This is a genomic window from Ensifer sp. BR816 (assembly GCF_000378985.1).
In the GTDB taxonomy this organism is placed as follows: domain Bacteria; phylum Pseudomonadota; class Alphaproteobacteria; order Rhizobiales; family Rhizobiaceae; genus Sinorhizobium.
Map to the genome: position 1 here is coordinate 4,436,909 of NZ_KB905370.1, position 13,115 is coordinate 4,450,023.

The window sequence follows — 13,115 nt, forward strand, 5'->3', positions numbered from 1 at the left end:
GCTCCTGCGGCTTGTATTCGGAAGGTGGGACGCCGCACTGGCCCACCCCAGCGTTCGTCAGGAGGCTCCTGCCAAACGCACCGGTTTTGCGGGCGCCGCCGCATGTCCGTGGCCCGTGCGGGGTACCGCTGGCTATTTTTCGGTGGGCTAGGTGGGTTCGTCGCGCGGGGCGCGGATCACGTCCATGATCTCCGATCCCGAGCCTCTTCCACCTGCGGCCAGCCCTCGGCGCGGACGCGCTTACATTGCTGCGCCGAGATTACTCGTCTCAGCTGTGGGAAGGCGCCCATATTCCTGGGCGACGACCGGCGTCGCAAGTGCAACGCTGGTGGCAAGGTCCGCCGCAACGCGGTGTCTGATCATTTGACGCTCCCCCCGAGTGGTACAATTCCTGATGGATGGCAGGTACGACCACATCGCATTCTGCGTGTTCCGAGGCGAATTGGGCAAACGAGGATATTCATGGGCGCGGCATAAGGCGCGCCTTATTCTGTCGAACTCTTTTGGGCAGCGCTCGAGAAGCCGGGCAGCCCGAGGGCTGCCATATATAGCGTGATTCAGCTCAAATAAGCCGCTTTCGCGAATACATCAACGAAGGCCGAATTCCCGATGCGATCTCCGCAGTTTTGCGGGCGTGACATGATATGTGCGTTTGAACCAATGAACAAAGTGCGCGCAGTCGGCAAAGCCGCATTCATAGGCGATCTGGGCAATCGAGCGATCGCTGTTGAGAACCATCCATTTGGCCGCCTTGAGGCGCATCTGACGCCAGTACTGACTTGGCGCGACTTTCAGATAGCGCTTGAATAAACGGGAAAGCTCGCGCTCCGAGGTTCCCACGCTTGCGGCGATCTCCGATATCGAGCTCAACTCGTACATTTTCTGGCGCATGAGACCGATTGCATTGGCGACCCGGCGATCCTCGCATTTCAGGCCGATCTCGGCCTCCTCCGGGATTTTCACTTTGTCGAAGCCGCGATCCCCCAACAAATAATGAAAGGCCTTGTGAACGCGCGATTCTCCGCAGGCGTCGCCCACCAGAAACATCGCCAGGTTGATGGCGGCCAGACCGCCGGGCGAGGTAACGACGTTTCCGTCGGACACAACCGGTGCATCGGTTACGGGGATGACATCGGGGAAAGATTGACGCAGTGCTGCGGCCAGAGAGAAATGTACCGCACATCTCTTGCCCGACATGAGACCCGCTTCGGCGAGCACAAAACTTCCGGAACAGTTTCCGACCAGCAGGACGCCTTTTCTGGAGGCGGACAGGATGAACTCGTAAAGCTCCGTATGGGGTCGTTCCTCGGAGTGAAGTATCCCGCCGTGAACGATTATGCAGTCGTAGTCCGCTGGGTCCCCATATGACTTGTTCGGGATGATCGGCACGCCACAACTGGATAGTATCGGCTCCTCGTTGTGCGACAATACATCCCAGGTGCAATAGATCTGCCGGCTGTAGTCGCTCTCATCCCCGGCCAGCCTCAGAAAATCTATGAAGCACGCAAGCGGCATGAGAGTGAAATTCGGCGTCGGCACGATACCGACGCGGAGCGGTGTGTCGACGCGAGGGGGCGGCTTGGTTGGTCCAAGGTGGGAATAGCCGCTGTGCAAGGGGCCGTGCCTCCAATTTCCAATAAAACTTGTCCGAAACATACAATACGGCTCCAGCCGGCGCAAATAACCTTCGTTGGGCTCGGAGGATTGATGCGTTGGTCTCGGGATTGGAGGCCGCCCAACGCTCGCAACCCAACGTGCACTTAGCCGCACCTCAGCAATGGAACGGCCAAGAAAACCTCAAGGGAACAGAGAAAGGGTGGAGCATGCGGAATATTCTTGCACTGTCGGCGCTAGGCCTTGTCGCCGGAATGGCGACTACGGCGAAGGCGGAGTGCGGCAATATCACGGTCGCAAACATGAACTGGCAAAGCGGGGAACTGCTTGCAAACGTCGACAAGTTCGTTCTCGAGCAGGGCTTTGGCTGCAAGGTCGACTTCGTCCCCGGCGATACGGTGCCGACCATCACGTCGATGGTCGAGAAGGGCGAGCCGGACATCGCCGGCGAAGCCTGGGTGGATCTCGTCCCGGAAATCGTAAAGCGCGGTACCGAGGAGGGCCGTATTGTACAAATCGGACAGGCGCTTTCGGATGGAGGCGTCCAGGGCTGGTACATTCCGAAGTTCATCGTCGACGCTCACCCCGAGATAAAGACGGTCGACGATGCCTTGGGCCATCCTGAGCTCTTTCCGAACCCCGAGGATTCCTCGAAGGGCGCGGTATTCAACGGTCCAACAGGATCGGGCGGCTCCGTCGTCAGCGCCCAGCTGTTCAAGGCCTATGCCGCACCCTCCAAGAACTTCACACTGGTCGATCCGGGCACGCAGGCCGGGCTGGATGGGGCCTTGGCAAAAGCCCATGAACGCAAACAGGGCTGGCTGGGCTACTATTGGTCGCCGACCGCGTTGCTCGGCAAATATCCGATGGTCCGGTTGGAGGCGGGGGTGCCGCATGATGCGACGGAGTGGAAGCGTTGCAACACGTCGGCCGACTGTCCCGATCCGAAGAAGAACGAGTGGCCCAGAGATCATGTCGTCACCCTTATTTCTAAGAGGCTGGCTTCAGGCGACAACCCGGACGTGGTCGCCTATCTGAGCAAGCGCGCCTGGGACAACGACACCGTCAATTCCGTCATGTCGTGGATGACGGATACGCAAGCGGGTGGCGAAGACGGAGCCGCCCACTTCCTCAAGGAATACCCGAACGTCTGGAGATCATGGGTTTCCGAAGAGGTCGCAACGAAGATCGAAGCTGCGCTGTAACGGTGGTGAACCGGCGTGAGCCCGTCGCGGCGGGCTCGCCCGGACCCGCCCGCATAGTCATCTCAACATACATTGCCTTCAGGTTTCCCAAATGAGAACTGAGTTTCCGCGGATCTTTTCCGAGATTGCCCTTCGCGGTCATCGCCTTCGCAACAGAGTCGTGTTCGGTGCGCACACGGCCAACATGTCGGAAGACGGTCTCCCTGGCGATCAGCATATCGCATACTACGTCGAGCGGGCGCTCGGCGGAGCGGCCATGATCGTCGTCGAACCCATGCCGGTTCACGCCGCGACGGTGCTCACGCGCGGCAATTTTCGACACTCCGATGACGCGGTAATCCCGGCATTCAAGAGACTGACGGAGAGCGTCAAGCAGCATGGCGCAGTCGTGCTGCAGCAACTCTACCACGTCGGGAGTCACGGCGACTCGGACCTTTCCTACCACCCCCACTGGTCGCCTTCCGGTGGTCCGAGCTACCACGACAGCGATGGCTCACACGCAATGACCGAGCGGCAAATTGAGGAGACCATCGCTCATTTTGTTGCGGCGGCGGTCCGCTGCCAGAAGGCCGGCTTCGACGGAGTGGAAGTATGGGCCGCCTATGGAGGTCTGCTGGATCAATTCTGGACGCCGTTCTACAACAGACGTGACGACCAATGGGGCGGCTCACTCGTCAACCGCACCCGGTTCTCCCGAGAAATCCTGAGCCGTATAAGGGAGGCATGCGGGCCGGACTTCATTGTCGGACTGACGGTGAGTGATGAACCTGGCTGTCCCACCGCTTTGTCTCGCGACGAGATCGCGGAAATCGTCTCCCTGCTCGATCAGGACCAACTCATCGACTATGTGACCTGTGGCTCCGGCGGTTACTTCGACTATGGCAGTCTCATGCCGACATTCCTCTACCCGGAACGACTCGGGGCAGACCTGTCGGCGCGCCTCAAAAAGGTTGTGCGGCATGCCCTGGTGACCGCTGAAAGTCATATCCGGACGCCTGAAAACGCGGAGATCACGATCGGCGAAGGCTCGGCCGACCTGGTGTCCATCGTGCGGGGGCAGATCGCCGATCCGCACCTCGTCAACAAGGCCCGCAACGGGGTCCCGGAGGACATCCGGGGCTGTCTTTCATGCAATCAGATGTGCTGGGGTCGCCGGTCGCGGGATTACTGGATCAGCTGTCTCATCAATCCATCCGTCGGCAGGGAAGCAGAATGGGGAGGGGATCGCTTCCGACCAGCCGAGCGCTCCCGAAAAGTACTGGTCGTCGGCGCCGGGCCGGCGGGGATGGAAGCAGCGCGTGTCGCCGCGGAGAGGGGGCACACGGTCGTGCTCGCGGAAGCGTCTGATCGCTTGGGCGGCGCATTTCGCCTTGCCGGCGAGCAGCCGCGCCGGGCGCAAATCCTGGATCTGATCCAGTGGTACGAAACGCAGTTCAATAAGCTGGGCGTGGACGTGCGGCTGAATTCCTTCATGGAGGGCGCAGACGTCGCAACCATGGGCGCCGACGTCGTTATTCTTGCGACCGGATCATTGCCTGGCGAAACCGGATTCCAGAAGGCGCTGCCAGATCAGCCCGGGCTTCCAGGGATCGAAAACGGCAATGTTTTTTCTGCCGAAAACGTCATGGCGCGCCAGGTGCAAGTGGGCAGCCGGGTCATCGTGCTTGACGAGACCGGCGGGTGGAAAGGATGCGGGACGGCCTGGAAGCTTGCAGAGCAGGGCCATCAGGTCTCGCTCGTCACCCCGGACGCGCTTGTTGGCAAGGAGCTTCAACGCACTTCGGCGGACGTTGCCCTGCGGCGAACGCTGAAGAAACTGGGCGTCACCTTCAACACCGAAACCAGCGTAGCGAGCTGGAACGGAAATTCTGCCGTGCTTGTCTCGCATTTAACCGGAGCCACTGAAACCGTTGAAGCTGACAGCCTGGTCATGGCCACGCCAAACTCGGCGTTCAACTGGCTTGCGCTGGAACTTGCGGAGATGGGAATCGCATTCGTGGAAATCGGCGACGGCGTGGCGCCGCGGCAGGCGCCCTTTGCCTTCTACGAGGGTCGCAAGGCCGGCATGAACGTGAATTAAGCCAACAGGCGAGGCCGTCTAAATGGACGTAGCCCACGACACGCTGTGTCGTGGGCTATTTGATTTTCGGGTCAGGCTCCGGCAGCGAGCGTCGCGAGCGCTCGCCGATGGTCGAGCGATCCGATCTGTCTGCCACCGTCGTCCAGGACGGCCAGTGCCCCTGTCGCGGACACGAGTTCCGGCGCGATCTCGGAGATCGTGGCATTGGCTTTCACCCCTTGCGCGACGCCTCCTCCTTCAGCAGGTCCCATCAGGGAGGATACCCGAACCACCCGCGCCGGCGAAACCTTGGCAACGAAGCGGCGGACATAGTCCGTCGCCGGCCGGGTCACCAATTCTTCGGGCGTGCCGATCTGGACGATCCGTCCACCCTCCATGATGGCAATCCGGTCGGCGATGCGAATGGCCTCGTCGAGGTCGTGAGTCACGAAGACCACGGTGCGCGTATGGGTTTGCTGCAGCCGCAGCACCTCGGCCTGAAGATCGGCGCGGATGAGCGGGTCGAGCGCCGAAAATGGCTCATCGAGGAACCAGAACTCCGGATTGGTGGTCAGCGACCGGGCGATGCCCACCCGCTGCTGCTGGCCGCCGGATAGCTCCGCAGGAAACCGGGCCTCCCGGCCCCTCAACCCCACGGTTTCGATGAGTTCCAGCGCGCGCACCTCGGCCTCGGCCCGAGGCGTTCCCTGCACTTCCAGCGGAAAGGCGACATTGCCGAGCACGGTCCGGTTGGGCAGCAGCGCAAAATGCTGGAACACCATGCCCATGCGGCGGCGGCGAAGCTCCACCAGCGCCTTGTCACCAAGCTTCAGAATATCCTCGCCATCATAGCGGACTTCACCTGCCGTCGGTTCGATAAGGCGGGTGAGGCAGCGAAGAAGCGTCGACTTTCCCGATCCGGAAAGCCCCATGATGACGAACACCTCGCCGCGGGCGATTTGGAAGGTCGCATCCTGTACTGCTCCGACAAGCTTGGCGGCGGCCAACGCCTCGGCGGTGCGAGCGGTTGCCGGGAGCTGACCGAAGGCGCCGGCACCTTGACCGAACACCTTCCAGACGCCCTTGGTTTCGAGCGCGACAGGCCTGCCTTTCGCGTCCTTGCTGGTAGAGAGAAGATTGGCATCAGACATGGACATCTCCTTCATGTCTGGCGGCGCGTGCGGCGCCGGATTTCAGCAATGCATCGGCGACGAGAGCGATACAGGCGACACAGAGGCCCGCGACGATTCCCGGACCTGTTTCACCCCGGGCGAGCGAGGTATAGACTTCCTGTCCCAGCTCGCGCGTACCGACCAGAGCGGCAATGACCAGCATCGACAACGCCATCATCACCGTCTGGTTGACGCCCAGCAGCAGAGTCGGCAGGGCCGACGGCAGGCGTATGAAGCGAAAGGTCTGCCACGGCGTGCAACCGGACATGATGCCCGCCTCGATGCGTTCCGAAGGCACGTGCGCCATGCCCGCCATGCCGTAGCGAACAGCGGGCGCTATGGCGTAGGACGCGATTGCAATCAAGGCCGAGAAGTCGCCGTTGCGGAACAGCATGACCGCCGGGAGCAGGTAGACCAGCGTCGGCAGGGTCTGAAGCGTGTCGAGCACCAGTTGCACCGGCTGGTGCAGCCTCGGACGGGCGGAGGCCCAGATGCCGAAGGGCAGGCCGATGGCAAGCGCGAGCGCGACCGACAGTATCGTCAGGTAGACCGAAGACATTGCGGCTTCCCAATAGCCGGTCACGACGATGAAGAGCATCAACAGAGCGACGCCGAACGCGGTGCGCAGACCACCCAGCGCGTAGCCTGTCAGCGTCACCAGAAGCACGACGGCGCTCCAGGGAGCGGCTAGAAGCAGATCGCGGAACGGATTCATCACGCCGAGCAGCATGGCGGTGCGGATCGCTTCCAGGGGCTCATAGAAATTCTGATTGATGAAGCTGACCGCACCATTCCAGAAGAGTGCCGTCGTCAGCGTCCAGCCTTGAGGCCAGGTCGCAAGCGCGGGCACCGCAAGGCTCGCGACAGTCGGGACCAGCAACAGCAAGATGGCGAGAGCCGTGTCGCGTCGCCTCCAGAGTCCCCGTCGCCCGGTCGACTGATTGCGTGCGGCGACCTGCGTCAGCCGGTCGAGCACGACGGCGAGAGCGACGATGCCCATGCCCGCCTCGAAGCCCGCGCCGAAATCGAGCCGCCGCAGCGCCCGCAACACGTCGTAGCCGAGCCCGCCCGCGCCGATCATGGAAGCGATGATCACCATGTTGAGTGTCATCATCACCACCTGGTTCAGTCCGATGGCAAGCCGCGGCGCCGCCACCGGCAGCTCGACTTTCCAGAGGGCCTGCGTTCGGCTGCAGCCCGTCATCCGCGCCAGTTCCAGTGTTTCAGCGGGCACCGAGCGCAGCGCCAGCACCGTGGCGTGCACCATTGGCGGCAGAGCGTAGACGACCGTGGCAAACAGCGCCGCACTCGGCCCGTATCCGAACAGCAGCAGCGTCGGCAAAAGATAGGAAAAGATCGGCACGGTCTGCATGACGTTCATGACCGCGCGCAGTCCGGTTTCCGCGCCGGGGGAACGATAGGCCCAGATGCCCATCGCGAGCCCCAGAGCAAGCGCGGTGACGACGCAGAGCACAACGGAGGCGAGCGTCGTCATGGCTGAAAGCCAGAGGCCGAAGAAGACAAGGTAAGCGCCCGCCAACAAGGTCAGCAGCGCCAGGCCTCGCCCGGAAAGACGGAGCGCCAGGAGCGAGGTCGCCAGGATGACACCAAGCCAGCTCAATGGCGGGGCGATATGCACTTTGTTGAATCCCGCACCCTTCACCCAGCCTTCGGCGAGCAGCACCTTCAGCCAATCGATCGGCATTTCGGCCGCTGCGGCCAGGGCACGGGTGATGTCGGCGACTTTCACGCCACCGATGGCCGCTTCGCGCGCGAACCAGTTGAGCCCGTTGCCAACCCAGCCGGCCAGAGGCACGACTGCCCAATCGGGCAGGCGCGCCAGCGGGCCTGGCAGGAAGAGCGTCGCCGCGATCAGCGCGAGAGGCAGAAGCACAACGGCCCAATTGCGCCACGATGCTCCGTTCGGCTGTGTGAGGATATCTGCCATCTCGCCCTTCAGCGCGGGAGCCGCGTTCAACCGACCCACGTCACCGTCCTCACTTTTCTGCGCAGGCTGCCCAGGACCGCCACTTGGCTTCGTTCTTCTTCGCCCACTCCATGGCAACCTCCTCGACGGGACGTGCCTTGACGTCGACCTCGTAGACGAGCTCGCCGACTTCCTTGCCGTCCATGGTGAATTTGCGGACGATGTCATAAGCGCAGGGCCAGACCTTTTCGCCTTCGGCCCAGGCCATTTTCTTGATCCAGCCTTCCGGCTTGCCGCAGTCGTACGATGCCGTCTTGCTCTCGCCCCAGGACGGGTCGGTATAGCAGGCAGCCTCATAGGGAGGGAATTTGACGAAGGAACCGTCATAGACCGTCGGCGCCCAGTGCGGCTCATATATCCACAGCAGGATCGGCGCCTTGCGTTCGTAAGCCGACTGAAGCTCCGCGAACATCGCCGCATCGGTACCGGCGTGGACGACTTCGAAGGGTAGATCCAGCGCCTTCACGCGCTCCTCGTCATGGCCGCCCCAGCTGACAGGGCCGCTGAGGTATCGCCCCTTGGGCGCGGTTTCCGGCGCAGCAAAGGCGGCGGCGCAATCGCGTAGCGCCCTCCAATCCGGCAGGCCGGGGCATTTTTCCTCCATATAGGCCGGATACCACCAGTCCTCTTTCGCATGCGGGCCGAGTTCGCCCATGTCGAGCACCTTGCCGGTCGCAACCGAGGCGGTGAAAGCCTTGTCCTGCGTGGTCTGCCAGGTTTCGAGCGCAATCGTCAGGTCGCCGGATTCGAAGCCGGGATAGCGGGCGCTGTCATCCGCGACCACCTTTTCGACGTTGTAGCCGTAGGTCGACAGGATGATGTTGAGGATCTCGGTGTCGATCAACATCGAAGACCAGTCGGCGATCATCAGCTTGATCGGCTGGTCGGATTCGGGCTCGAAGGCCATGGATGGCGACGCTGCTCCGAGCGTCAGCGCCAGCATTGCGGATGCGATAAATTGTTTTTTCATGTTCGTTCCCTTCTGGTTTTATCGTGCTGCAGTCTCAGCCTTTGGCGTACCAGCCGTTGTCGACGTAGAGCGCCAGTCCGTTGACGAAGCTCGCCTCATCCGAAGCCAGCCACAGCGCCGCCGCGGCAACTTCCTCCGGTTCGCAGAGCCGGCCCTGCACGGCGTTGAGATCCGCCTCGTTCCACTTCTGGCCAAGCCCGTCGAGCTCATCGATTTCGCGGAGCCCATGGGCCGTCTTCACGAAGCCCGGACACACGGCGTTGGCGCGGATCCCCTTGTCGCGGTACTCGACGGCGATGGAGCGGGCGAGCTGCAGGACAGCGCCCTTGGTCATGCAGTAGAGGCTCTCGAGGCCGAATCCCTTTTCGCCGCCGATCGATGACGTGATGACGATCGAGCCGCCGCCGTTTTCGAGCATGTGCGAAACGACTTCGCGACACACGACGAAGGACGAGCGGACATTGATGTTCAGGAGGCGCTCGTAATCGTCGTCTGTGCATTCATGCAGCGGCTTGACGATGATCGTGCCAGCGTGGCTGAACAGCGTATCGACTGCCCCCCATGCCTTAACGATGGTATCGAGCGAAGCGCGAACGGCTGCCGTATCCGATGCGTCGGTGTGCAGGAACATGGCCTGGCCGCCGGCCTTTTCGATTTCCGCCGCAGCATTCCGGCCTGCATCCGCCTGGATATCAAGGATGGCAACTCTGGCACCGGCTTCGGCGAACATGCGCGCCGCTGCCCGGCCGATCCCATTTGCCCCGCCGGTGATGATCGCCGTTCGGCCTTGCAGCCGCCCCGCCACGACAAGCTTTTTCGATATATTCGACGCGACGTTCATGACACCCCTGCTTATTGGATCAATGGTATGAGGTTAATACCATTGAAATAAAGGCGCGGTGTCAAGCCCTTATTTTAGGCGCGGGTGAAACATCAGGCTGCGTTTCTGGTTATCCGGCGGACGGTATCCCACAGAAGCGTGTGCAGATCCGCCATTGCGATCTCCGATGAGGCGGCATCCTCGTCATTCAGCCCGCGCAGCAAGTTCTCGAATGACTTCAGCGCGACGGAGGCGGCGCTCTCTGCCGGCGCCTTCTCGAAGGGGAGGAAGAGCTCCGCGAGCCCGTCTTCGATGGCGCGCGAGAGTAGGGGGTTCTGCGTTGCGTCACCGAGGGCCAGGAAAAACAATGCCTCGGCCTGTTTGCGCTGCGGACCGTTGATCGCGGAATGCATCATATCCGTCGCCTGGCGCATGCGCTTGAGATCGGCCGTGCCGCGCCGAACTGCCGCCAGCCGGGCCGCTGCCAACTGGTTCACGGCCAGGAATTCGACTACACGCATCGTGGCGGCCGGAGCCCGAGACATCCGTCGGCGCGCGAGCTGGCTCAGCCGATCCTCGTCGGTCACGAAAGCGCCGCCCTGGGCGCCCCGGCGAACCGTAATGTATTGATTGGTCTCCAGCACCCGCAGCGCTTCCCTGAGGGTCACGCGGCTGATCCCAAATCTGTCAGAGAGCTGCCGCTCCGCCGGCAGCCGCTCGGCGGGCAACAGCAGTCCGGAATGGATCTGGCGCTGCAATAGATCGACGGCAAGCCCATGGGCCGCTTGAGGTTCGACTTGCCTTAGGCCCCAGAGCACCGTTCAGACCGCCGTAAACGTATTGTCGACGAAGAGTTCCGCTCCGTTGACGAAGCTGGATGCGTCCGAGGCAAGGAACAGCGCGACTTCCGCGACCTCCTCCGGTTCGCAGATGCGACCCTGCATCGCATTCACATCGTTCTCCGAAGCAAAGACGCCGTAGCTGCGCAACTGTTCTATCTCGTGTTCTCCATGGTGCGTACGCACGAAACTGGGGCAAATCAGATTGGACCTGATTCCCTGGTCACGATACTCTACCGCCAAAGCGCGAGCCAGTTGATGCATGGCCGATTTCGACGCGCAATAAAGCGCCTCCAGATGGGTGGCGGCACGTACCCCGGTCGTCGAGGTGAAGATCAGCACGCCTTTCCCGCGCTCCAGCATTTCCGGCAGCACGAGCCTGGACATCAGAAATGCTGATTTGGCGTTGTTGTTCATCAACTCGTCCCATTCCTCGAGCGTGCACTCCAGAAACGGTTTGACGATGATGATGCCGGCGTGATTGAACAGGATATCGACCTGTCCGAAGGCCTCTCGAGCCGCCAGATAGGCGGTTTCCGCATCCTCCGGCCGCGACACGTCCGCGTGAACGAAGCGGACATCGAGGTTGCGGGCGGTGAGCCTGGCCGTCAGCTGGTTCGCCGCCTCAGCATCACGGTCCGCGATCACGACGCGCGCGCCTTCCTCGGCAAAGAGCGTGGCGCTCGCAGCACCAGCGCCCTTGGCGCCGCCGGTAATGAGCACGGATCTTTTCTGCAGCCGATTCATGGTCTAAAATATAGACCAATACGGGGGAGGCGTCCAGCCGTTGCACGGCCCTGGCCGGCTTTGAGACGGCAGCCTCGACCCCAATGACGGAAACCCACCGCTGGGCGTGGCGCCCGTGGACCCGAGAGCGCCATCCGATCTCAGTCCGAAAGAGCGACCAGCGCATCGGGATCATAGGCAAGCCGTACCTCGCCGCCGACCGGGATGTCGTCTGCGCCGAAATTGTTGGTCTCGGAGACGGACAGGGGTCGCTCCTCCGTCGCCTGGCCGGGCCAGGTCTCGAAAGGATGGGGCCGATCGGCCCGGTCCTGGCTCTCAATCCTTGATGGGCGTCGTCAGTTCCTTTTCGTCGGTATCGACGACGAAGACGGCGAGCAGCTTCGCACGTTCCGTTTTGCTGGCGTTATCACTGACGCCGTGGCGCGCGCCGGGCTCCTCGTAGAAATTCTCGCCGGCCTTGTAGACCCGTTCCGGCTCGCCATTGACGCTGCTGCGGATCGAGCCCTCGAGCACCGTCGCATAGATGAAGGCGGAGTCCGGATGCGTGTGGGCGGGTGACGAACCGCCCGGCTCGTATTCGACGAGTATGCCCTTCATGCTCTTGCCGGGGACATTGGGAAGGGCGCGATCGAATACGATCGTCACCTTGTCCGTGTGTCCGTCGTCGGCCGAGGCCGCGGTGACCGAGAGCGCTGCGAAGGCAGCGGCCGAGAGAAATCGGGTGAGCATTTCAGTTCTCCTTCCTGGATGAAAGTTCGCCGCCCCCGAACCGCAACGGATCCAGGGGGTATTCGTCGAAACGCCCGGTCAGCGGCTGGCTTGCCGAGCCTCGGCGAGCCAATCCTCGAAGCGGATCGAGCCTAGGCGCGGGTTCTTGCCGGGGGTCAGCGACTGATCGTCGAGGACGGAGCCGAAGTAGCGAGCGTGGACGTCGGGGACGACCTTGCGGGTGTCCTGCGTTGACCGCAGGAAGCGCCTGACGACTTCGTCGAGCGGGATCGCCTCCGGACCGGCGACTTCGACCGTGCCGTTGACCGGCGGTGCGACGGCGACTTCGGCAAGCGCCGCGGCCACGTCGTCGGATGCGATCGGCTGGAACAGCGCCGGCGACACGCGAACCTCCTTGCCGACGGTGGCCGACTGGGCAATGCCGCCGACAAATTCGAAGAACTGCGTGGCCCTGAGGATGCTGTAGGGAATGCCGGACGCCTTGATGAGGTTTTCCTGCGCGACCTTCGCGCGGAAGTAGCCGTTGTCGGGAAGCCGCTCGCTGCCAACGATGGAGAGGGCAACATGGTGGCGCACGCCGGCGGCGGCTTCCGCAGCCAGCAGGTTGCGGCCCGACGTCTCGAAGAACTCGAGGACGGCCTTGTCTTCCCAGACCGGCGCATTGGCCACGTCGACGACGACATCGGCGCCGTCGAGCGCTTCGGGCAGGCCCTCGCGGGTGATGGTGTTCACGCCCGTATTGGGGGAGGCTGCGAGCGCCTCATGGCCGCGCTCGCGGAGGTTCTTCACAAGTTTCGACCCGATGAGGCCGGTGCCTCCGATGACGACGATCTTCATGGCTTGTCTCCCTCTTCTTCGACCGCAACCCTTGCCGCCGATGTGGAGAGAGTGCCCGAGTGCTTCCGGCAAGTCCTTGTGGCGGGCTTGAATTGCCCTCCAGGCAAGCTTGGTTATTTGTCCAAAGCGTTGCTCG

At 62.4% G+C, this 13,115-nt stretch carries 12 protein-coding genes and 1 pseudogene; 2 read left to right on the top strand and 11 right to left on the bottom strand.

The features are described from left to right. Positions 1–240 precede the first annotated feature (240 nt). Both RHIBR816_RS38900 and RHIBR816_RS0121295 read right to left on the bottom strand, forming a co-directional pair. Positions 241–363 (bottom strand): hypothetical protein, encoded by a 123-nt coding sequence (locus RHIBR816_RS38900; protein WP_256375034.1) that lies wholly within the window; start codon positions 361–363, stop codon positions 241–243. Positions 364–588: 225 nt separating this feature from the next. Beyond that, positions 589–1,614: a GlxA family transcriptional regulator gene (locus RHIBR816_RS0121295; RefSeq protein ID WP_018238623.1), complete on the bottom strand. Its 1,026-nt coding sequence runs from the start codon at positions 1,612–1,614 to the stop codon at positions 589–591. A gap of 209 nt (positions 1,615–1,823) precedes the next feature. On the opposite strand from RHIBR816_RS0121295, the gene RHIBR816_RS0121300 reads away from it, so the two are divergent. Beyond that, positions 1,824–2,819 (top strand): ABC transporter substrate-binding protein, encoded by a 996-nt coding sequence (locus RHIBR816_RS0121300; protein ID WP_018238624.1) that lies wholly within the window; start codon positions 1,824–1,826, stop codon positions 2,817–2,819. 91 nt (positions 2,820–2,910) lie between these two features. Further along, positions 2,911–4,899 carry an FAD-dependent oxidoreductase gene (locus RHIBR816_RS36280; RefSeq protein ID WP_018238625.1) on the top strand — a complete coding sequence of 663 codons (1,989 nt, stop codon included), beginning with the start codon at positions 2,911–2,913 and terminating at the stop codon, positions 4,897–4,899. 71 nt (positions 4,900–4,970) lie between these two features. Here the strand turns inward: RHIBR816_RS36280 and RHIBR816_RS0121310 are convergent, their stop codons facing one another. The 9 genes and pseudogenes from RHIBR816_RS0121310 to RHIBR816_RS0121350 all read right to left on the bottom strand — a co-directional run bounded on the left by RHIBR816_RS0121310 (position 4,971) and on the right by RHIBR816_RS0121350 (position 12,979). Further along, positions 4,971–6,029: a glycine betaine/L-proline ABC transporter ATP-binding protein gene (locus tag RHIBR816_RS0121310; RefSeq protein ID WP_018238626.1), complete on the bottom strand. Its 1,059-nt coding sequence runs from the start codon at positions 6,027–6,029 to the stop codon at positions 4,971–4,973. Then, positions 6,022–8,037 (bottom strand): proline/glycine betaine ABC transporter permease, encoded by a 2,016-nt coding sequence (locus RHIBR816_RS0121315; RefSeq protein ID WP_245262640.1) that lies wholly within the window; start codon positions 8,035–8,037, stop codon positions 6,022–6,024. Before RHIBR816_RS0121315 ends, RHIBR816_RS0121310 begins: the two co-directional genes overlap by 8 nt. A 10-nt stretch (positions 8,038–8,047) precedes the next feature. Continuing rightward, positions 8,048–9,007 (bottom strand): ABC transporter substrate-binding protein, encoded by a 960-nt coding sequence (locus RHIBR816_RS0121320; RefSeq protein WP_026187272.1) that lies wholly within the window; start codon positions 9,005–9,007, stop codon positions 8,048–8,050. A 34-nt stretch (positions 9,008–9,041) separates the two neighbouring features. Then, entirely contained in the window at positions 9,042–9,812 is a 771-nt protein-coding gene (locus tag RHIBR816_RS0121325) for an SDR family NAD(P)-dependent oxidoreductase (RefSeq protein ID WP_034816574.1), read from the bottom strand. A 128-nt stretch (positions 9,813–9,940) separates the two neighbouring features. Beyond that, a complete protein-coding gene (locus RHIBR816_RS0121330) occupies positions 9,941–10,645 on the bottom strand; it encodes a FadR/GntR family transcriptional regulator (protein ID WP_034815574.1) in 705 nt (234 codons plus the stop codon). A 3-nt stretch (positions 10,646–10,648) separates the two neighbouring features. Further along, the gene (locus RHIBR816_RS0121335; RefSeq protein ID WP_245262644.1) at positions 10,649–11,389 is read right to left on the bottom strand and encodes an SDR family NAD(P)-dependent oxidoreductase; all 741 of its coding nucleotides are present in this window, start codon (positions 11,387–11,389) and stop codon (positions 10,649–10,651) included. A gap of 164 nt (positions 11,390–11,553) precedes the next feature. Next, a pseudogene (locus RHIBR816_RS38500) lies at positions 11,554–11,667 on the bottom strand (Fe3+/spermidine/putrescine ABC transporter ATP-binding protein); the annotation flags it as partial. Positions 11,668–11,728: 61 nt separating this feature from the next. Then, a complete protein-coding gene (locus RHIBR816_RS0121345) occupies positions 11,729–12,142 on the bottom strand; it encodes a cupin domain-containing protein (protein ID WP_018238633.1) in 414 nt (137 codons plus the stop codon). 78 nt (positions 12,143–12,220) lie between these two features. After that, entirely contained in the window at positions 12,221–12,979 is a 759-nt protein-coding gene (locus RHIBR816_RS0121350) for an SDR family oxidoreductase (RefSeq protein WP_018238634.1), read from the bottom strand. Positions 12,980–13,115 lie beyond the last annotated feature (136 nt).